The sequence below is a fragment of the Kitasatospora mediocidica KCTC 9733 genome, assembly GCF_000744225.1.
GTDB lineage: Bacteria > Actinomycetota > Actinomycetes > Streptomycetales > Streptomycetaceae > Kitasatospora > Kitasatospora mediocidica.
On record NZ_JQLN01000007.1, the window covers coordinates 509,986 to 530,912 of the forward strand.

At 75.7% G+C, this 20,927-nt stretch carries 10 protein-coding genes; 7 read left to right on the plus strand and 3 right to left on the minus strand.

Annotated elements, in window-relative coordinates:
* Window positions 1-398: 398 nt before the first annotated feature.
* The 7 genes from BS80_RS32670 to BS80_RS32700 all read left to right on the plus strand — a co-directional run bounded on the left by BS80_RS32670 (window position 399) and on the right by BS80_RS32700 (window position 14,004).
* The gene (locus tag BS80_RS32670) at window positions 399-1,703 is read left to right on the plus strand and encodes an MFS transporter (protein WP_035804916.1); all 1,305 of its coding nucleotides are present in this window, start codon (window positions 399-401) and stop codon (window positions 1,701-1,703) included.
* A 78-nt stretch (window positions 1,704-1,781) separates the two neighbouring features.
* Complete coding sequence (locus tag BS80_RS32675) at window positions 1,782-3,122, plus strand: hypothetical protein (protein ID WP_051967511.1); 1,341 nt, start codon at window positions 1,782-1,784, stop codon at window positions 3,120-3,122.
* A 94-nt stretch (window positions 3,123-3,216) separates the two neighbouring features.
* On the plus strand, window positions 3,217-6,339 hold the full coding sequence (locus BS80_RS32680; RefSeq protein WP_035804918.1) for a non-ribosomal peptide synthetase: 3,123 nt from the start codon (window positions 3,217-3,219) through the stop codon (window positions 6,337-6,339).
* A complete protein-coding gene (locus BS80_RS32685; protein ID WP_035804920.1) occupies window positions 6,336-7,508 on the plus strand; it encodes an acyl-CoA dehydrogenase family protein in 1,173 nt (390 codons plus the stop codon). Before BS80_RS32680 ends, BS80_RS32685 begins: the two co-directional genes overlap by 4 nt.
* Before the next feature lie 27 nt (window positions 7,509-7,535).
* The gene (locus BS80_RS32690; RefSeq protein ID WP_051967512.1) at window positions 7,536-9,335 is read left to right on the plus strand and encodes a non-ribosomal peptide synthetase; all 1,800 of its coding nucleotides are present in this window, start codon (window positions 7,536-7,538) and stop codon (window positions 9,333-9,335) included.
* 29 nt (window positions 9,336-9,364) lie between these two features.
* Window positions 9,365-11,161, plus strand: a complete 1,797-nt coding sequence (locus BS80_RS32695; RefSeq protein WP_232246740.1) for a non-ribosomal peptide synthetase — start codon at window positions 9,365-9,367, stop codon at window positions 11,159-11,161.
* Window positions 11,158-14,004 (plus strand): condensation domain-containing protein, encoded by a 2,847-nt coding sequence (locus BS80_RS32700; RefSeq protein WP_035804924.1) that lies wholly within the window; start codon window positions 11,158-11,160, stop codon window positions 14,002-14,004. Before BS80_RS32695 ends, BS80_RS32700 begins: the two co-directional genes overlap by 4 nt.
* A 56-nt stretch (window positions 14,005-14,060) precedes the next feature.
* Here the strand turns inward: BS80_RS32700 and BS80_RS32705 are convergent, their stop codons facing one another.
* Genes BS80_RS32705 through BS80_RS32715 form a run of 3 tightly spaced genes read right to left on the minus strand, consistent with a single transcriptional unit; the run spans window position 14,061 to window position 20,802 of the window.
* Window positions 14,061-17,213, minus strand: a complete 3,153-nt coding sequence (locus tag BS80_RS32705; RefSeq protein ID WP_083975621.1) for a non-ribosomal peptide synthetase — start codon at window positions 17,211-17,213, stop codon at window positions 14,061-14,063.
* Window positions 17,210-19,063, minus strand: a complete 1,854-nt coding sequence (locus BS80_RS32710; protein WP_051967514.1) for a non-ribosomal peptide synthetase — start codon at window positions 19,061-19,063, stop codon at window positions 17,210-17,212. The genes BS80_RS32705 and BS80_RS32710 overlap by 4 nt, the downstream gene beginning before the upstream one ends.
* The gene (locus tag BS80_RS32715; RefSeq protein WP_051967515.1) at window positions 19,060-20,802 is read right to left on the minus strand and encodes a condensation domain-containing protein; all 1,743 of its coding nucleotides are present in this window, start codon (window positions 20,800-20,802) and stop codon (window positions 19,060-19,062) included. The genes BS80_RS32710 and BS80_RS32715 overlap by 4 nt, the downstream gene beginning before the upstream one ends.
* Window positions 20,803-20,927 lie beyond the last annotated feature (125 nt).

The window sequence follows — 20,927 nt, forward strand, 5'->3', positions numbered from 1 at the left end:
GGCCGCACTGCGGAGGGTCGGGTTCCGGCCGCCCGACTCCCGTGTCCGGAAGGGAACTTCCGCACATCCGCAGGCGGCCCGAAGGCGAACGGCGGCTATCACACACGTGCAAAATAGAGATGAATAATCAACAATTCCCACGCAATCCGGCCATATTTGAAGACTGGCGTCCGATCGACGGTGTGACCACCCCCGCAAACCGGACGAGCCGGGCGGCACTGACCGACCGGTCGGCAGGCCAGGCGGCCCTTGCGTTTCCGGGCGATCCGCAGATCAACCCGACATGATCATGCTCACGAACCGGCCCGGGTGGCCGAATCGGGCCGCCGGTCGGGGAGAAGTCCGGAATCGTTCTCATTGGTTGCCTGACGTAGGACTTTTGACCGACAGTCACACAAATGAACGCCATCCAGCGCCTCGTCGAAGGCGCGCTCCTACGCCATCGCGACTTCCGCTTCCTGCTCTCCGGGGCCGCCGCGAGCCAGCTGGGCAGCCAGGTGACCCTGGTCGCCCTGCCGCTGGTCGCGGTCGTCAGGCTGGATGCCGCACCCTTCCAGGTCGGCCTGCTCACCGCGGCCGAGACCGCCGCGTTTCTGCTGGTGGGACTGCCCGCGGGCGCCTGGGTGGACCGGATGCGGCGCCTGCCGGTGCTGGTGCGCGCCGACGTGGTGCGCGGGCTGGCGGTCGGCTCGGTCCCGGTGGCCGCCGTCGCCGGGGTGCTGACGATGGCCCAGCTCTACCTGGTGGCCCTGGTCACCGGCCTGGCCACGGTGTTCTTCGAGGTCGCGCACCAGTCCTTCGTGCCGCAGCTGCTGCCGCGCGAGCAGCTGGTGGCGGGGAACGGGGCGCTGGAGGTGGTCCGCTCGTCCGCCCAGGTCGCCGGGCCGGGGCTCGGCGGTGTGCTGGTCCAGCTGCTCGGGGCGCCGGCGGCCATGGTCGCCGACGCGGTGGGCTATCTCCTCTCGGCCCTGCTGGTGCTCGGCATCCGCACCCACGAGCCACGCCCCGAGGCGCTGCCGGGCCGCTCGCTGCGCGCCGAGATCGGCGAGGGCGTCGCGTTCGTCGCGCGTCAGCCGCTGCTGCGGGTGATCGCGGCGGCGACCGCCTCGTCCAACTTCTTCGCCGCCCTGCTGATGTCCGTGCAGACCGTCTTCTGGGTCCGGGTGCTGGGCCTCTCGCCCGCCGCCATCGGTCTGCTGCTGTCGGCCTCGGCCGTCGGCGGGCTGAGCGGCGCGCTGTGCGCTGGGGCGCTGGCCCGGCGGTTCGGCCAGGCCAGGATCATCTGGCTCTCGGTCGCGGCCACGGCGCCGTTCGCGCTGCTCTGGCCGCTGTCCCACGGCAGCGCGGGGGCGGTGCTGTTCGCGGCCGGTTCGGCGGTCGTCTTCTTCGGCGCGGTGGTCTACAACGTCGCCCAGGTCAGCTTCCGCCAACTGCTCTGCCCGCCCGTGCTGCTGGGCCGGATGAACGCCACCATGCGGTTCCTGGTGTGGGGCACGATGCCGCTGGGCGCGCTGGCCGGCGGCGCCGTCGCGGCGGCGGCCGGGCCGCGCGCCGCGCTGTGGCTCTGTGCCGCGGGCATGCTCGCGGTGCCGTTGCCACTGCTGCTTTCACCGCTGCGCGCCATGCGCGAGATGCCGACCGCCGAGTCACCCGTACCCGCCGGGGACGCCCCCGAGGCCGGGGAAGCCGTCGCCGCCCGCTGAGCCCGGGCCCGCCCCGCGCGCCGCGCCGCGCCGCGCCCCGCCGTCCACCCACGAACCGAAGAAGCGGAGACTCCAGCCGTGGCCGCCAGCCCCACCCCCGCCAGCATCACCGCCGCCTACCTCGCCCGCTACCGATCCGTCGCCGCCCAGCGCGCCGAGCTCGTCCCGCTGACCGGCGCCCAGCGCCGCTTCCTGCTCTCCCGCCGGCTGGACCCGCAGGGGCGCCCGGCCATCGTGCCGCTCTTCTTCGCCTTCCCGCGCGGCACGGTGGACCCGGCCCGGCTGCGCCGCGCCGCCACCCGGCTGGCCGAGCTTCACCCGGCCCTGCGCGGCAGCCTGACCACGCTGCGCGGCACCCCGGCGCTGCGGCTCGGCGAGCCGTCGGCCGAGGTCCGGGAGGTCGCGGTGGCCCCGGGCGGGAGAGCCGAGGACGCGCTGCGCCAGGCGCTGCTCGGCTGGTTACCCGAGGGGCCGCCGCTGCGCCTCCTGCTGGCCCGCCAACCCGGCCAGGACGGTGAGGAGTTACTGGCTCTCGCGCTGGACCACACCGCCTGCGACGAGCAGTCGCTCGGCCTGGTCACCGCGGACCTCAGCCGGCTCTACCGGGAGGATCCGTCCGCCGCGCCGGACCCGCGGGAGTCCGCCGCCGCCGTCGCGGCCTACCGTGAGGCCGTCGAGCTCCAGCTCGCCGCCGAGGCCGCCGCCTCCTCCCCCGCCGCCTTCGCGCACTGGGCCGCCCGGCTCGGCGCCCTCGCCGACACCGACCGGGTGCGCCCCGCGGCCACCGAACTACCGCCGCCCACCGGCATGCTGACCCACCGGCTGCCCGCCGCCACCGGCGCCGCGCGCGGCGCCGTCTTCCCCGCGCTGCTGGACGGCGTGTCGGCGGCCGCGGTCGACCTGTTCGGATCGGAGCGCCCGCTCGCGCTCGGCTACCCGTGGGGCGGCCGCCCGCCCGCCGCGCCGCAGGCCCTGGGCTGCTTCCTCAACACCCTGGTCCATCCGGCCACCGCCGCTCCGGCGGACCTCACCGAGCTCAGCGCCTGCTGGTGGGACGACCTGGACCACGCGGACACGCCGTTCGACGAGGTGGTGCACGCCGCCCGCTCGGCCGGGGCGAGTTGGCCGGGCACCCTGGACGGCCTGCTGACCTTCGAGGACCTGCACCGGCGCCCGCCGCTGGTGCTCGGCGGAACGCCCGGCCGGGAGACCCATCTGACCGGACGCCCGATCGGCGCGCCGTTCGCCGTCTCCGCCTCGCACGGCGACGACCTGCTGGTCCGCCTCGCCTGGGACCGCGAGCAGTGCCCGGACGACGACGCCGCCCGGGCCGCCTTCGAAGCCCTGCTGACCACCCTGCGCCATCACCTCGGCGCCCGGCCCGGCGATCCCGGGCCCGGCGCCCGCAGCGCCTCCTGAGCCACCGGACCCACGGGGGATCCACCGCGGCCGTCCGGCCCCACCGGGCCCGGCGCGGCCGCAGCACACCCGCCACAAGCGAAGGGAACCATCCATGTTCGCTCTCTCCTCCTCGCAGGAGATCGTCTGGCTGCACGAGCAGATGCTGCCCGGCAGCCGCGCCTACAACTTCACCGCGACGCTCGACCTGTGGGGCCCGCTGGACGAGCCGGCCCTGCGGGCCGGCCTGGCCGCAGCGCTCGACCACCACCCGGGCCTGCGAATGGAGTTGGTCGCCCAGCCCGGCGGCTTGCCGGGCCAGCGGGTCCGCGACCGCGTCGAACCGCGGCTGCGCGACAGCGACCTGTCCGGCGAGGCCGACCCGGAGGCCGCCTTCCGGCACCTGCTGCGCGCCGAGGCCGAGGAGCCGCTCGACACCGCGCAGGCGCCGCTGCTGCGCTGGCACCTGGTCACGATGGGCGACGAGCACCACCGCCTGATCCACGTCGAGCACCACCTGATCCACGACGGTCACTCCTTCGCCATCCTGCTGCGCGACGTCTTCACCGTCTACCGCGCCCGGGTGCTGGGCGAGCCGGTCGTCCTGGAGCCCGCCCGCTCCTACCAGGAGCACGCGAGCGCCGCCGCCGACGAGGCGCGCGACCTGACGCGCGAGCAGAGCCTCGCCTACTGGCACGCGCAGTTGGACGACGCGCCGCGCGAGGTGACGCTCCCCGGGCTGAACCGCCCGGGCGCGGTGCGCCGCCACCGCGGCGGGCAGCTGCGCCAGGCGATCGGCGCCGACCTCGCCGAGCGGCTGCGCACCCGCAGCCGCACCGACGGGCACACCCCGTTCAGCACGCTGCTCGCGCTCTTCGCCGAGCTGCTGCGCCGGCACAGCGGCCACCACGAGCTGGTGGTGGGCACCGCGGTGGGCAACCGCCCGGTCGGCTTCGAGGGCACCGTCGGGATGTTCGTCAACACCCTGCCGCTGCGGCTGCGGCTCGATCCGGCCGCGCCCGGGCTGGACGCGGTGGACGAGGTCACCGACACGCTGCTGCGCGCGCTGCCCCACCAGGAGGTGCCGGTCCAGGAGTTGACCCGGGCGCTGGGCCTGCACACCAGCGGCGCGGACAACCCGCTGTTCAACGTGATGTTCAGCGCCCACGACGCGGCGCTGCCCGAGGTCGAGGCGCCGGGCCTGGAGATCTCGCTCTTCGAGGGCTTCAACACCGGCACCACCCGGTTCGACCTGGACCTGGTGCTGATCCCCGACGACCGCCGGGTGGTCGGGCCGCGGCACGGCGCCGCCGGGATGACGCTGGTCTGGGACTACGACGCCGACCTGTTCGGCGAGGAGGTCGCCGCGCTGCTGGCCGAGCGGCTGGTGGACCTGCTGCGCGGCTACCTGGACGACCCCCGGCTCCCGCTCGCCGCGCTCGGCACCGCCGCCACGGTGGACACCGCGCCGCACGACATGGCCCCCGACCTCGCCCTGCTCGACCCGGCCGCCGCCCACGACCCGTCCCGGCCGGCCGTGTTGGCCGGCAGCGGGCGGCTGACCTTCGGCGACCTGGACCGGCGCGTCTCCGAGCTGGCCGAACGGCTGCGCGCCGCCGGGGTGAGCGCCGGACAGCCGGTCGCCACCGTGCTGCCGCGCGGCGTGGAGAGCGTGGTCGCGCTGCTGGCCTGCCTGCGCACCGGCGCGGTCTACGCGCCGCTCTCCGCCGAGGACCCGGCCGCCCGGCTCGGCCTGCTGCTGGACCGGCTGGAGCCCGCCCTGGTCCTGGCCACCCGGCAGAGCGCGTTGGCGCTGCCCGCCGAGGGCCGCACGCCCGCGCTGCTGGACGGTCCGGCCTTCCCGAAGGCCGAGCCCGCGGCGGTGCTGGACGGCGCCGCGTACGTGATCCACACCTCCGGCTCGACCGGGGTGCCCAAGCCGGTGCTGGTGGGCCGGGCCGCGCTGGCCGGCTACCTCGGCGCGATCGTCCGGCGCTACGAACTCGGCCCCGAGGACCGGGTGCTGCTCTTCGCCCGGCCGTCCTTCGACGTGGCGCTGGAGGAGGTGCTACCGGCGCTGGCCGCCGGCGCCGCGCTCGTCCTGCCGCAGCGCGAGGTGCCGACCGGGCCCGAACTGGTCGCGGTACTGGCCGCCCGCGCGGTCACCGTCGCCAACCTGCCGACCAGCTACTTCCTGGCCGTGCGTGAGGAGTTGCGCCAGGCGCTGCGGGACGGACGCTGGTCGCCGCGACTGCTGGTGCTGGGCGGCGAGCGGCTGCCCGCGCAGGCGCTGGCGGGCCTGGCCGAGGACACCGACGCGACACTGCTGAACGCCTACGGCGTCACCGAGGCCACCGTCACCTCCACCGTGCACGAGATCACCGCCGCCGACCTGGCGGACGGCGCCGAGATCCCGCTCGGCACCGAACTGCCCGGCACCCGGATCCACGTGCTGGACGACGGCGCCCGTCCGCTGCCGGCCGGCGGGGTGGGCGAGTTGGCGGTCGCCGGTCCCGCGCTGGCGGAGGGCTACCTCGGTCTGCCGCAGACGACCGCGGACCGCTTCGTGATGCCCGCCGCGCTGGGCGGCGAGCGGGTGTACCGCACCGGCGACCGCGGCTACCGCGACCTGCGGGGCCGGCTCTGGTTCCTGGGCCGCCAGGACAACCAGGTCAAGCTGCGCGGCTACCGGATCGAGCTGGAGGAGATCGAGGCCGCCGCCTCCGCCGAACTGGGCGGCCGTTCCTGTGCGGTGGTGCTGGACCGGGAGAGCGCCGACACGCCCCGGCTGGTCGGCTTCCTGGAGGGCGCCGAGCAGCCCGACGGCGCCGCGCTGCACGCCGCCCTGGCGCGGCGCCTGCCCGGCGCGCTCGTCCCCGGCAGCTGGGTGGCGCTGGAGAGCATGCCGACGCTGCCCGGCGGCAAGCCCGACCGCGCCGCGCTGACTCGCGCACTGGCCGAACTGCCAGCTGCTGACGCAGAGTTGGCGGAGGAGTCGGAGCAGTCCTTCGCGGACCCGGGTCTCGCGCTGGTGGCCGAGGCCTGGCGCGCGGTGCTCGGCCACGGCCGCTTCACCGCCGACTCGCACTTCTTCGAGGTCGGCGGACACTCGCTGCTGGCCGCCCAGTTGGCCGCCTGGCTTGAGCCGAGGCTCGGCCACCGCCCGCCGCTGCGCGCCCTGTTCGCCAACCCCGTGCTGGCCGACCAGGCCAAGGCCCTGATGGGAGAGACCAAGTGAGCTCGGCCCCCTCCGCCGTCCTGGAGGACGGCCACCGCGAACTGGTCGACGCCTTCGAGAGCTTCATCCGCCGCGAGGTGGTGCCGCTGGCCGCCGAGCTCCCCGAGGCCGGCGACCTGCCGCCGGACGACCTGCGCACCTACGTGCGCAAGCGTTCGGCCGCGCTCGGCTTCTACGCCGGCGACTACGCCGAGGAACTCGGCGGCTCCGGCATGCCGTTCAGCGCCGTCGTCCTGCTGCACCACGCGGCCGGGCGCAGCGGCTGCGTGCTGGCGCCGTACGCGCTGGCGGGCTCCGACGGGCCCAGTCCGCTGCTGCGCAACGGGACGCCCGAGCAGGTCGAGCGCTACCTGCTGCCGCTGGTGCGCGGCGAGGCGGTGCGCTGCCTGGCACTGACCGAGCCGCACGCCGGCTCGGACGCCTTCCGGCTGACCACCACCGCCCGCCGGGACGGCGACAGTTGGGTGATCAGCGGCCGCAAGACCTTCGTCAGCAACGCCGACCGGGCCGACTTCGCGCTGGTGGTCACCGCGACCGACCAGGGCGCGGGCACCACCGGCGGCGCGACCGCCTTCGTGCTGCCGATGGACCAGCCCGGCCTGCGGATCGGCCAGCGCTACGAGGGCATGTCCGGCGAGCCGCTGTTCGAGCTGCTGCTCGACCAGGTCCGGGTGTCGACGGACGCGGTGATCGGCGGCGAGGATGGCGTCGGGGCGGCCATGGCGCTGGCCGTGGACAGCCTTTCGCGCGGACGCCTGATCGTGGCGGCGATGTGCAACGGGATCGCGGAGCACGCGCTGCGCCTGGGCGTGGAGTACGCCAGGGAGCGCGAGGCCTTCGGGAACCGGATCGGCACCTACCAGCACGTCCAGGAGCTGCTGGTGAGCAGCCGGGCCGAGCTGGAGGCGTCCAAGCTGCTCACGCTGGCCTGCGCCCGGCTGGTGGACGACGGCACCGAGGCGCCGGAGAACGCGGCCCTCGCCAAGCTGACCGCCTCCGAGACCGCGGTGCGGGTGGTGGACCGCGCGTTGCAGGTGCACGGCGCCACCGGCTGGGTGCGCGGGCATCCGCTGGAGTTCCTGTACCGCTACGTCCGGATGATGACGATCATCGAGGGGACCTCCGAGGTCCAGAAGGTGATCATCGCGCGGGCCATGGGCCTGTGCTGACCACCACCACGACTCGAAGGCGAGACCATGACCAACTCTGACCTCAGCATCGTGCACGGCGCGCCGCACCGGGACGCCGTCGTGCTGGACCGCTACCTCGACCGGGTGCGCCGCACCCCCGACGCGCCCGCCCTGCTGGACGGCGACCGCAGCTGGAGCTACGCCGAACTGGACGCGCTGGCGGGCGCGGTGGCCGGGGCACTCGGTGACCGGGTGCGCCCCGGCGACCTGGTCGGCGTCTGCCTGGACCACTCGGTGGCGCTGGTCGCCGTCGCCCTGGCGGTGGCCCGGCGCGGCGCCGTCTACCTGCCGCTCGGCCCGCGCCCGGGTGAGCAGCGGCTGCGCACGGTGGCGCAGAGCCTGCGGCTGGGCTGCCTGGTCGGCGACCCGGCTCTGCTGCCGCCCGAGTACGCCGACGCCGAGCGCCAGGCGCTGCCGCTGCCCGTCGAGGGGCTGGTCGCCTCCTTCGCCCCCGTGCGGGAGGCGGCGCTCGGCGCACCGGAGGGCACCTACTACGCGGTGATGACCTCGGGCTCCACCGGCACACCCAAGGCGGTGGCGGTCGGCGAGGCCTCGCTCGGCGAACTGCTGCACTGGTACCAGGAACTGACCGGCCTGGGCCCGGGCGACCGGCACAGCCTGATGATCGGCGCCGCCTTCGACCCGCACCTGATGGAGCTCTGGGCGACCCTCACCAGCGGCGCCGCGCTGGTCGTCGCCCCCGAGGAGGTGCGCTGGGACCCGAGCGCGCTCACCGGCTGGTGGCAGCGGGCCGGCATCACCGTCGGCAACCTGCCCACCCCGCTGGCCGAACCGGTGCTCAGCCTGCCCTGGCCGGGCGGGCTGGCGCTGCGGCACCTGGTGGTCGGCGGCGACCGGCTGCGCCGGCGGCCCGCGCCGGACGTCACCGCGTCCGTCCACAACGCCTACGGCCCGGCCGAGGCCACCGTGGTGACGACCGTGCACTCGATGCCCGCGGGCGCCGCGCCCGACGGCACGGACGCGCCGCCGATCGGCCTGCCCCGGCCCGGCGCCACCGTCCTGGTCACCGACGAGGACGGCCGCCCGGTGCCGCGCGGCACGGCCGGCGAGCTGCGGATCGGCGGCGGTTGCCTGGCGCTCGGCTACCTGGACGCGGAGCTCACCGCCCGGCGCTTCGTCGCGCCGCCGCAGGGCAGCGAGGAGGTCGGCCGGGTCTACCGCACGGGCGACCGGGTGCTGATGCGCCCCGACGGGGTCCTGGAGTTCCACGGCCGGCTGGACGACCAGGTGAAGGTCAGCGGTGTGCGGATCGAGCCCGCCGAGGTCGAGGCGGCCTTCGAGCGCGACCCGCGGGTGCGGCGCGCCGTGGTGGCCGCCCGGTACGACGCGGGCGGCGCGGCGCAGCTGGTCGCCTTCGTCCAGCCGGCGTCCGCAGGCGAACTGGCCTCCGGGGCAGAGCTGTTGGAACAGCTGCGCGGCTGGCTGCCCGAGCAGGCCGTGCCGACCCGGATCCGGCTGGCCGAGGCCTTCCCGCTGAACGCCAACGGCAAGGTCGACCGGGCCGCCCTGCTCGCGACCGACGAGCAGCCCGACTCCCCTGCGGCGCAGGACGGTTCGCCGACCGAGCAGCTGGTGCTGCGGCTCTGCCGCGAGCTGCTCGGCCACGGAGCGGTCGGCCCGCTGGACAACTTCATCGACGTGGGCGGCAACTCGCTCGCGGCCTCCCGCCTGCTGGTGGCCCTGGAGGAGGAGTGCGGCGTACGGCTGCGCGCTCCCCAGCTGCTCCGCCAGCCCGATCTGCGCAGCCTCGCCGAGCTGGTCGAGTCCCGGCGCGTGACCGCATGACCGCCCGCGAGCCGAGGAACGGATCCCCGATGCCTGCCACCACCACCGCTCCGGCCGGCGTGCCCGGTCTGATCGCCCGGCATGCCGAGCAGCACCCGCACACGCTGGCCGTCTCGGACGGCAGTACTGTCCTGACGTATCGTCAACTCTGCTCCGCCGCAGCGGGCCTGGCCGCCGAGATGGCCGCTCGCGGGGTAGGGCCGGGCAGCGCCGTCGGCCTGCTCGCGGCCCGCTCCACGCGCCTGGTGGTCGCCCAGCTCGCGATCTGGTGGGCGGGCGGCCACGGCGTGCCGCTCGACCCGGCCTACCCGCGTCCGCGCACCGCCGCGATGATCGAGGACGCCGGGGTGCTGCTGACGCTCGGCGACAAGGCCCTGCTGGCCGGCGCCGGCCTCCCGCAGGAGCGCACGCTGGTCCTGGACGACACCGCGCTGCCCGGCGAGGCCGCCACCGGCGCGCCGCACCCGTCGATCGACACCCCCGAGGCGATCGCCCTGGTGCTGTACACCTCCGGCTCCACCGGCAGGCCCAAGGGCGTCGAGGTGCCGCACCGGGCCATCACCGCGCTGGTGACGGCCCCGGACGCGGTGGCGCTGGGCCCGGGCGACCGGATGCTCTACCACTCGCCCGCCACCTTCGACGCCTCCACCTTCGAGGTCTGGGCCCCGCTGGCGAGCGGCGCGGCCGTGATGGTCTCCCCCGCCGACCGGCCGACGCCGGAGGAACTGGCCCGGGACGTCGAGCGGTTCGGCGTCACCACCACGTTCCTGACCACCGCGCTCTTCCATCAGCTGGCCGTCCGACAGTCGCGGCTGTTCGGGGTGCTACGGACGCTGGTCGTCGGCGGTGAGGCGCTCTCGGCCGAGCACGCCAGGACCGTCCTGCGGGCCTTCCCCTGGCTCGACCTGCTGAACGCCTACGGGCCGACCGAGGCCACCACCTTCACCACCCTGCACCGGCTGCGCGAGGCCGACTGCGAGGGTCCGCCGCCGATCGGACGGCCGTTCGGCGGGGCGAGCGCGGCCGTGCTGGACGAGCGGCAGGCGCCGGTGGCGCCCGGCGCGCGCGGCGAGCTCTGGATCGGCGGCACCCGGCTGGCGCTGGGCTACCTGGGGCAGCCGGAGCTGACCGCCGACCGGTTCCGCGAGATCCCAGGGCACGGCCGGATGTACCGCAGCGGCGACCTGGTGACCGCCCGGCCGGACGGCACGCTGGACTTCCACGGCCGGGCGGACCACCAGGTCAAGGTGCGCGGCTTCCGGATCGAGCCCGACGAGATCGAGCACGCCCTGCGCCTGCACCCGGAGATCGCGGAGGCCTGCGTCGTGGTGCGCCGGGCCGGGCAGGACGACGCCGAGCTCACCGCCTTCGTCGTCCCCACCGAGGGCCACCGGCCCGCCGGCGCCGCCCTGCGCGCCCACCTGGCCGACCGGCTCCCGGCCCATCTGGTGCCCACCGCCTGGACGGTGCTGACGGCGCTGCCGCTGACCGACGTCGGCAAGGTGGACCGCCGCGCGCTCGCCGCGCTCGACCCGCAGGCCCCGGGCGAGCGCCCGCAGGTCCCCGCCGTCGCGCTCACCCCGCTCCAGGAGGCCGTCGCCGAGGCCTGGGCCCGGGCGCTGGGCCGCCCGGTCGAGCGGGCGGACGCGGACTTCCTGGCCGAGGGCGGGCACTCGCTGATGGCCATGTGGGTGGTCGACGACCTGCGCGAGGACCTGGGCGTGGAGCTGTCCCTCGCGGACTTCTTCAGCCACCCGACGGTGGCCGGCCAGGCCGCCCTGGTCGAGCGGTCGTTGCTGGCCCTGCACGGCGAGGCGGGCGCATGAGCCGCCCCGACGCACCGGCGCAGGCCGACCTGCTGCGGCTGGCCCGGCAGCGGGCCGCCGGCGCGGCCCGCCCGACCGCCGTCCCGCGCGGCGCCGGGAGCGGCCCGGCGCCGCTCTCGCACGCCCAGCGGCGGATGTGGCTGATGGACCGGCTCGGCCAGGGCGGCGCGCTGTACAACGTGCCGGTGGCCACCCGGCTGCGCGGGCCGCTGGACACCGACGCGCTGGCCGAGGCGCTCGGCGCGCTGACCGACCGTCACCGGATCCTGCGCACCCGCTACGGGCAGCGCGGCGACGAGCCGTTCCAGGAGGTGGCACAGCGCGCGCCGGTCGCCGTCCCGGTGCTGGCCGCCACGCCGGACGAGACGCCGGCCGTGCTGCTGGCCGAGGCGTCCCGCCCGTTCGACCTGACCGTCGGGCCGATGCTGCGCGCGGTGGCGCTGCGGCACGGCCCGCAGGACCACACCGTCCTGCTCACCCTGCACCACATCGCCGTCGACGGCGGCTCGCTCCCGGTGGTGCTGGAGGAGTTGGCCGTCCTCTACGCCGCCGCGCGGGCCGGCCGGCCCGCCGAGCTGCCCGAACCGGCGCTGCAGTACGCCGACTTCGCGCGCTGGGAGCGGTCCAGGGCGGACGAACTCGCGCGCGCCGTCGACGACTGGGCGGCCCGGCTGGCCGGGGCCCGTCCGGTGCCGCTCCCGCGCCTGGCACCCACCGGGCGCCGGACCCGGACGGCGGGCACCCGCAGCGTGCCGCTCTCCGTCGAAACCCTGGACGGGCTGCGGCAGTTGGGCCGCCGGCAGGGCGCCACGCCGTTCACCGTGGTGCTGGCCGCCGCCTTCGCCACCCTGCACCGCGCGACCGGACGCACGGACCTGACGCTGGGCTGCGTCAGCGGCCACCGCGCGCGGCCCGAGCTGCGCCGGCTGGTGGGGCTCTGCGTCAACACCCTGCCGATCCGGGCCGACCTGGGCGCCGACCCCGCCTTCACCGAGTTGCTCGGCCGGGTGCGCGGCGCGCTGCTCGGCGCGCAGGCGCAGCACGAGGTGCCGTTCGACCTGGTCGTGGAGCGGCTGGGCCCGGACGCCCGCGGCGCGGACGGCACCGCGCTGCTCTCGGTCACCTGCGACCTGGTCCAGCGGCCCGGCGCGCTGGACCTGCCGGGCCTGGCGGCCGAGACGGTCGACGTCGACCTCGGGCTGGCCAAGTTCGACCTCGGGCTCTTCGTCGAGGACGGCCCGCAACCGCGCTGCCTGGTGCAGTACGACGCCGACGCCCTGCACGAGCAGACCGCCGAACAGCTGCTGGACGCCTTCGCCGAGCTGCTCACGGCGGTCGCGGCGGACGGCGGACAGCGGCTCGGCCGGCTGCCGGGCCGGGCGCTGCGCCCGGTGGCGGCGGACGTCCACCCGGCCGAGGCGGCCCTGCTGGCCGACCCGCGGATCGCCGAGGCGGTGGTGGTGCTCCGCGCGGGCCTGCCGCCGCTGGCCTACGCGGTGCCGGCCGGACCGGCGGCGCCGAGCGGCACCGAGCTTCGCGGGCAGCTGCGCTCGCGCCTGTCCGGTGACCGGCTCCCGGCGGCCGTCACCGTGGTGGACCGCCTGCCGCGCGACGCCGACGGCGCCGTGGACCTCACCCGGCTGCCCGGCAACGAGCCGCCGAAGGCGCCGAGGCCGCCGGCCGAGGGCGCTCGGGTGGCGGCCGTGCGGACCGCCTTCGGTGAGCTGCTCAGCGCCCGGCCCGGTCCCGAGGACGACTTCTTCGCCCTCGGCGGCCACTCGCTGGTCGCCGTCCAACTCGCCGAGCGGCTGCGCACCGCCACCGGCCTGCCGCTGACCGGGCTCGACATCCTGGAGCAGCGCACTCCGCGCGCGGTGGCCGCGCTGCTGGACGCCCGGCAGGGCGAACAGCGCGCGGCGGCCGCACGACGGGCCGGCCGGGCCGCTCGCGGCGTCCGGGCGGGCACCGTCCTGCTCACCGGCGCCACCGGCGGCGTCGGCGCGGCCGTCCTGGCGCAACTGCTGGCCCAGGGCCGCCCGGTGCGGGCGCTGGCCCGGCCCGAGTCGGCGCATCTGGTGGCGCTGGAGGGCGTCGACGTGGCCGAGGGAGACCTCGGCGACCTGGACAGCCTGCGCGCGGCCGTCGAGGGGGTCGACGCGGTGATCCACGCGGCCAGCACCTTCACCACCCCCGAGGTCGACGTCGCCGCGATGGGCGCCCTGGTGGACGGCTGGCGGCGCGGCAGCTTCGTCTTCGTCAGCAGCGTGGACGCCTACGGCCGGCCGGCCGCCGTCGAGGTCGCGGACGGCGCGCCCACCGCCTTCCCCGTCACCGCCTACGGTCAGGGCAAGCTGGACTGCGAGCGGATCCTGCGGGAGGCCGCCGGGGCGCGGGGGCGGGGCGGCGCGAGCGCCGTCCGCGCGCCGATCGTCTGGGGCCCGGAGCAGCGCCTGCGCGACCAGCTCCGCTGGGGCTCGACCGGCGCGCTCTACCAGGCCGCGCTGGTGGGCCGCCCGTTGCCGCTGCCCGACCCCGCCGCGCACCCGCACGACTGGTACGGCGCCGCGTGGGTGCACTCGGCGGCGCTGGCTCGCGCGGTGATCCACTGCGCGGACGCGCCGGCCGGCGGCGTCGTCAACGCCGTCTCCGGGCACGTCGGCTGGCCGGAGTTCGCCGTTGAGCTGGCCCGGCTGCTGCGCTCCGCCTCCGCCGTGCAGCTGGGTGCGCAGGCCGACGGCGAACTGCTGCGCCCCTGGCACTACCGTTCCGACGCGCTGGCCGGCGCACTGCGCGAGCGGCCGGGCGAGGACTGGCGCAGCGTCCTGGCCGCGATGGTCGGATAGAGAAGAGACAGGTGGGACGGGCCGCGCCGGGCCCGTCCCACCCCCGCGACCGGGCGTCACTCCAGGGGCGCGTCCGGGGTGGCGATCAGGGTCTCCAGCAGGTGCACGTACTCGTCGGCCATCGAGCGGACGGTGTCGAGGTCGAAGAGGTCCGAGCTGTACTCCCACATCACCGTCATCCGGTCGTCCAGGAAGTCGTCCTCGCCGACTCTGCGGACGCCGTGCGGGATCACGATGATGTTGAGGTCGGTCTTCGCGGAGCCGTTGGCGTGCTCGAAGACGGTGACCGGCGAGCCGCCGAGGGCCAGCTCGGTGGCCGGCGTGTCGTGGAAGTTGAACATCACCTGGAACAGCGGGTTGACCCCGAGATCGCGCGGCGGGCGCAGCGCGCGCACCAACTCGACGAACGGGTAGTCCTGGTGGGCCGTCGCGCCCAGGACGGTGCGGCGGGCCTCGCCCAGCACCGCGCGGAAACTCGCCCCGGCCGGCACCGGGCAGCGCAGCACCACGCTGTTGACGAACATCCCGAGCAGGTCCTCGGTCTCGCCGCGCCGGTTGGCGAAGCCCGAGCCGACGCACAGGTCCCGTCCGCCGGTGCGGCGTTGGAGCAGCACGGCGAAGGCGGCCAGCATCACCATGTACGGGGTCGCCGCGGCCTCGCGGGCCAGGTCGCGGATCAACCCCGGCAGGGCGGGCGGCAGATCGAAACGCAGCTGACCGCCCCGGTAGCTCTGCCGGCGCGGCCGGGGCCGGTCGGTGGGCAGGCCCAGCACGCCCGGCGCGCCAGCCAGTTGCTCCAGCCAGTAGGCACGCCGGTCGGCCAGCTCGTCGCCGGCCGCGGCCTGGCGCTGCCAGCGCGCGAAGTCGCCGTACTGGTAGGCGAGTTCCGGCAGCGGCGAGGGGTCGCCCGGCAGCAGGGCGGCGTAGAGCTCGGTGATCTCCCGGGTGAGCACCACGTACGACCAGCCGTCGTGGACGAAGTGGTGTTCCACGAGCAGGAGTTCGTACTCGTCGTCGGCCAGCCGGAAGGCGGTCCAGCGGTAGAGCGGGAGCCGGCCCAGGTCGAACGGGAGCGCGGTGCGCTCGGCCACCAGCTCGCGCAGCCGCTGCGCGCGCTCCGGTTCGGACAGCTCGCGCAGGTCGATCCGGTCGGCCCGGACCGGCGCCGGATCGTGCACCAGCTGCCAGGCCTGGCCGTCCTCGTCCTCCTCGAAGGTGGTGCGCAGCATCTCGTGGCGGCGGGCCACCTCGGTCAGCACCCGGTCGAAGACGTCCTGGTCCAGCGGCCCGCGCACCCGCAGGGTGGTCTGGGTGCTGTAGGCCAGACTGTCGGGGGCGACCTTGGCGAGGAACCAGACCTCCTCCTGGAGCAGCGAGAGCGGTGTGCGCCGGGACTCCTCGTGCCGCCAGGTGCGCGGAGCGCCGGTGTCCGGCCGGTTCGCCAGCGGTTCCAGGTGGGCAGCCAGCCGGGCGACCGTCGGGTGCTCGAAGAGCGCGCCGACCGGCACCGAGGCGCCCAGCACCGGCCGCAGCCGCTCCATGATGCCCACCGCGAGCAGGGAGTAGCCGCCCAGCTCGAAGAAGTCGTCGTGTACGCCGAGCCGGTCGGTCTTCAGCACCTCGCACCAGGCCGCCAGGACGGCCTTCTCCAGCGCGGTGCCCGGCGCGGCCGGCGCCTCGCCCGGGGATCGGCGCGTGGGGCGCGGCGCGGGCAGCGCGGCCGCGTCGACCTTGCCGTTGACCGTCATCGGCAGCCGCTCCAGCGCCACGTACGCGCTGGGCCGCAGGTACTCGGGCAGCCGCTGCTCGACGTGGGCGCGCAGTTCGCTCGCGCTGGTCCACTCCCGCACGCCGTTCGGCACCACGTACGCGACCAGCCGGTCGCCGACCTCCTGGTGCTGGACGGTCACATAGGCGTCCGCCACCGTGGGGTGCGCGCGCAGGGCGACCTCGATCTCGCCGGGCTCGATCCGGAAGCCCCGGATCTTCACCTGCCGGTCGGCCCGACCGAGGAAGGCGATCCGGCCGTCGGTCTGCCGGGTGGCCAGGTCCCCGGTGCGGTACATCCGCCCGCCCGGGGTGAGCGGGTCGGGGACGAAGCGCTCGGCGGTCAGGCCCGGGCGGTTGACGTAGCCCAGCGCGAGCCCCGGGCCGCTGAGGTGGATCTCGCCGGGCTGCCCGGGGGCCGCCTCGGCGAGGCTCCCGTCCAGGATCCGCACCCGGGCGCCGGCGGTCGGCCGACCGATGTCGGGCAGGCCCTCGCCGACCGGGTCCACCTCGCCGCCGGTGCTCCAGACGGTGTTCTCGGTGGGGCCGTAGGCGTTGCCGAGACGGAACGGGAGGCCGGGCGCCGGGCGGGCGCGCAGCCGGTCGCCGGCCGCGTGGACGACGCGCAGCGCGCACCGGGCGGGCCACTCCAGCGGCAACAGGGCCTCGGCCAGCGGGGTCGGGAAGAGCGCGACGCTGACCTGCCCGGCGAGCAGCCAGTCGCGCAGCCGGGCCGGCTCCTGGACGTCGGCGGGGTCAGCGATCCGCAAGCAGGCACCGGCGGTCAGCGCGGGCCAGATTTCGGCCACCGCGCCGTCGAAGCCCGGCGAGAAGACCGCGCTGAACCGGTCCTCGGCCGTGATGGCGAAGGCCGTGCGGTGCCAGTGGCAGAGGTTGGCCAGCGAGCGGTGGGCGACCATCACCCCCTTGGGCTCACCGGTGGATCCCGAGGTGAAGACCAGGTAGGCGGTGTCGTCGGGCCCCACAGTCGGCACGGGCACAGCGGGCTCGACCACCGGCCCGGCCGGGGTGCGCGGATCGGCGCCGACCAGCACGATCCGGTCGGCCGCGACCGGCGCGCGCCCCGCCGCCTCGGCGGTGGCGACCACCAGGTGGGCGCCGGCCGTCGCCAGGATCCGCCCCAGCCGGTCGGCCGGCTGCGTCGGGTCCAGCGGGAGGTAGGCGGCGCCGGACTTCAGCACGGCCAGCGCCCCGGCCACCGCGGCGGCGCCGCGCGGCGCGAGCACCGCGACCACCCGGCCGACGCCCGCTCCGGCGGCGCGCAGCCGGGCCGCGAGCTGCTCGGCGCAGTCGTCCAACTCCCGGTAGCTGAGCGTCAGACGATCCTCGGCGACGGCGGGCGCCTCGGGTGCGAGGCGGGCCCGGCGGGCCACCGCCAGATGCACCGGCTCTTCCTGTTCCAGGAACTGACGGTCTGTCATGATGCCACCGCGTTCGAGGCCGTGGCCGCGAGCCGGGCGGTACGGGCCTGTCCGGCCAGCGCCGCCACCGTGGGGTGGTCGAAGACCGCGCTGATCGGCAGGTCCACCCCGAGCGAGCGGCGCAGCCGGGCGACCACCTTGGTGGCCAGCAGCGAGTGCCCGCCGAGCTCGAAGAAGTCGTCCTGCGGGCCGGCCTTCTCCAGGCCCAGGACCTGCGCGAACACCGCCGCCACCGCCTCCTCCTCGGCGGCGCCGGCCTCCTTGGCCGCCTTCGCCTCCTTGACGGCCTTGGCGTAGGCGGCCGGTGAGGGCAGCGCGGCGCGGTCGACCTTGCCGTTGGTGGTCAGCGGCAGCACGTCCAGCGGGCACCAGGTCCCGGGCACCAGCTGCTCCGGCAGCCGCGCACCCGCCCAGCTCCGCAGGTCGGCCAGGACGCCCGGTGCGCCGTTCGCGCCGTCCGCGCCGTCCGCGCCGCCGTGCAGCACCGGGTAGGCGACCAGCCGGCGGTCCTCGACGCTGTCGCCGTGGGCCAGCACCACCACGTCGCGGACCCCGGGGTGGGCGCGGAGCACCGTCTCGATCTCGCCCAACTCGACCCGGTAGCCGCGGATCTTCACCTGCCGGTCCAGCCGGCCCAGGATCTCCAGCGTGCCGTCCGCCAGCTCGCGGACCTGGTCGCCGGTGCGGTAGAGCCGCGCGCCCGGCAGCTCGGCGTACGGGTCGGCGATGAACCGCTCGGCGGTGCGGCCCGCCTGGTGGAGGTAGCCGCGGGCCAGGCCCGCGCCGCCGACGAACAGCTCGCCCGGCTCCCCGGCGGCGACCGGCCGCAGGTCCTGGTCGAGCACCCGGACGTAGGTGCCGCCGATCGGCCGGCCGATCGCCACCGAGCCCTCGGGCCGCCAGTCGTCCGGCACCGGGAAGCAGGTGGTGAAGGTGGTGCCCTCGGTCGGGCCGTAGCCGTTGACGACCCGGCACTCGGGGTGGCGGGCGCGGAACTCCCGGACCCGCTCGACCGAGAGCACGTCGCCGCCGGCCAGCAGCTGGCGCACGCCGCTCAGCGCGTCCGGGTCCTCGTCCACCACCAGGTGGAAGAGCCCCGCGGTCAGCCACAGGGTGGTCACGCCGTGGCGCTTCACCAGGCGGCCGAGGTCCGAGAGCGAGGGCGCCGCGGGCGGGCCGACCACCAGCCGGCCGCCGCTCAGCAACGCTCCCCAGATCTCGAAGGTCGAGGCGTCGAAGGAGACCGAGGAGAGCAGCGGCAGCACCTCGTCGGGGCCCAGCCGGACGTAGTCCGCCTCGCGGATCAGCCGCACGACGCCGCGGTGCGGGACCATCACGCCCTTGGGGCGCCCGGTGGAGCCCGAGGTGTACATGATGTAGGCCAGCTGGTCCGGGCCGACCGCAACGGCGGGGTTCTCCTCGCCCAGCGTCTCCAGCAGCGCCGAGATCTCGTCCAGTCGCAGCACCACGGCGTCGTGGGGCGGCAGCCGGTCGGCCAGGTCGGAGCGGGTCAGGACCACCGAGACCTCGGTGTCCTCCACCATCGTGGCCAGCCGGGTGGCGGGGTAGCCGGCGTCCAGCGGCACATAGCAGCCGCCGGCCTTGAGCACCGCCAGGGCCGCGACCACGAACTCGGCCGAGCGCTCCAGCAGCAGGCCCACCGGCCGGTCGGGGCCGATGCCGGTGCGGATCAGCAGGTGGGCCAGCCGGTTGGCGCGCCGGTTCAGCTCGGCGTAGTCGAGCTCCTCGGTTTCGGTGGCCAGCGCCACGCTGTCCGGGCGGGCGGCGGCCCGGGTCTCGAACAGCTGGTGGACGCAGAGCGAGTCGGTGACGGTCGTCGTCGGGGTCATGACGTTCCTTCGCTGGTCAGGGGGTCGGTTGCGGTGTCGGTCAGGGCGTCGTCGGCCTCGGCCTCGGCGACGGCCGCGTCCACGGCGGCGCTGAAGCGGGCCAGGGTGGGGTTCTGGAACAGCGCGGTCATCGGCAGGTCCACGTCGAAGGCCGCACTCGCCCGCGCGGTGATCCGGATCGCCAGCAGCGAGTGGCCGCCCAACTCGAAGAAGTCGTCGTCCGGGGCGAGTTCCGGCACACCCAGCACCTGGCACCAGATGCCGTGCAGCACCTGCCGGCTCGCCTCGCCGCCGCCCTCACCGGGCGACGGCACGGCGGGGGCGACCGGTGGCACCGCCGGCTCGGGGCGGTCGGCCGGGTCGGGGGACGGCAGTTCAGGACCGTCCACCCGCAGGCCGGGGTCGGCCAGCACGGCGGCCAGCAGCGCAGTCCAGTGCGCCGCCAGCCGTTCGATCCGGTCGTGGTCGAACAGGTCGGCGGAGAACTCCAGTGCCCCGCGCAGCCCCTGGCCGCTCTCGTAGAGCATCAGCGAGAGGTCGAATTTCGCCGTGCCGTTACGGGTCACCTCGACCGGCTCGATCGTGATTCCCTCGCCCTCCCAGCGGGCCGGAAGCCGGGTGAGGGCGAAAAGCGTCTGGAATACCGGGTGATGGGTGATTCCACGGCTTCCGGCGAGTTCCCGGACGATCTCCTCGAACGGCAGTTCCTGGTGGTCCAGCGCATTCAGTGCGGTGCCGCGAACCCGGCGTACCAGGTCCTCGAAGGTCGGCGAACCGGAGACATCGGTCCGCAGCGGAAGGGAATTGACGAAATAGCCGACCAGCTGCTCCTCCTCCGGACCGGACCGTCCGGCCACGGGGGTGCCCACCAGCAGGTCGGTGCCGCCGGTGTAGCGGTGGATCAGCGCCTTGAACGCGGCCAGGTAGACCATGAACGGCGAGGCGCGCAGCCGCCGGCCCAGGGCGAGGACGCCCTCGTGCAGCTCGGCGGGGAGCGAGATCTGCACGGCGTCGCCGCGGTAGGTCGGCTTCGCCGGCCGCTCCCGGCCGGCCAGCACCGGCATGGTGGCCGGTGCTCCGGCCAGCGCGCCGCGCCAGTACGCGCGTTCGCGGTCCAGCCCGCCGGCCGCCAGCCGCTCGCGCTGGCGGCGGGCGTACCCGGCCTGGCTGAACGCCAGCGGCGCCAGCGGTGAGGGCAGGCCCTGGGCCACGGCCGGGTGGAGGAGGCAGATCTCCCGCAACAGCAGCTCCAGCGACCAGCCGTCGGTGATGGCATGGTGCATGGTCAGCAGCAGGACGTGCTCACGCTCGGCGGTCCGCAGCAGGACCGCGCGCCACAGCGGCGCCCGGTCGAGCGCGAAGGTCGTGCTGGACTCGCGCAGCGAGAGGTCCCGGCGTCGGGCCTCCCGCTCGGCCGGCGCCAGCGCGCGCAGGTCGTGCCACTCCAGGGGCGGGCGGAACTCGTCGGCGGGCAGCACCTCCTGGAACAACTCGCCGTCGTCCTCGACGAGCGCGGTGCGCAGGGGTTCGTGCCGCAGCGCCAGTTCGGTCAGGGTACGGGTCAGGATTCCCGGGTCGAGATCGCCTCGGACCAGGAATGCGCCGGGCACGTTGTAGGCCTGCGGCTCTGGCAGCAACTGGTGCAGCAGCCACAGCTGTTCCTGGGCGAATGACATCGGGGCCGGGGTTGTCGGCGCGAAGTCACGGTCGGCGCCGAAGCGCCCAATGGTCTGAGTCATGGTGTCCCCCACCGTCGCCTGCCGCTATGGAGAAACGGCTCAGGAGCGATTGAGGAACCCTTTATCCGCATTCCCTTGACCCGCCCCGGGCCGGCCCGACAGGATCCGTCCCGGAAGGCCCCATC

What these genes read in the sequence shown, in the direction of transcription:
- BS80_RS32670 (WP_035804916.1), top strand. Translation starts at nt 399, where the DNA reads ATGAACGCCATCCAGCGCCTCGTCGAAGGCGCGCTCCTACGCCATCGC.
- BS80_RS32680 (WP_035804918.1), top strand. Translation starts at nt 3,217, where the DNA reads ATGTTCGCTCTCTCCTCCTCGCAGGAGATCGTCTGGCTGCACGAGCAG.
- BS80_RS32690 (WP_051967512.1), top strand. Translation starts at nt 7,536, where the DNA reads ATGACCAACTCTGACCTCAGCATCGTGCACGGCGCGCCGCACCGGGAC.
- BS80_RS32695 (WP_232246740.1), top strand. Translation starts at nt 9,365, where the DNA reads ATGCCTGCCACCACCACCGCTCCGGCCGGCGTGCCCGGTCTGATCGCC.
- BS80_RS32700 (WP_035804924.1), top strand. Translation starts at nt 11,158, where the DNA reads ATGAGCCGCCCCGACGCACCGGCGCAGGCCGACCTGCTGCGGCTGGCC.
- BS80_RS32705 (WP_083975621.1), bottom strand. Translation starts at nt 17,213, where the DNA reads ATGACAGACCGTCAGTTCCTGGAACAGGAAGAGCCGGTGCATCTGGCG.
- BS80_RS32710 (WP_051967514.1), bottom strand. Translation starts at nt 19,063, where the DNA reads ATGACCCCGACGACGACCGTCACCGACTCGCTCTGCGTCCACCAGCTG.
- BS80_RS32715 (WP_051967515.1), bottom strand. Translation starts at nt 20,802, where the DNA reads ATGACTCAGACCATTGGGCGCTTCGGCGCCGACCGTGACTTCGCGCCG.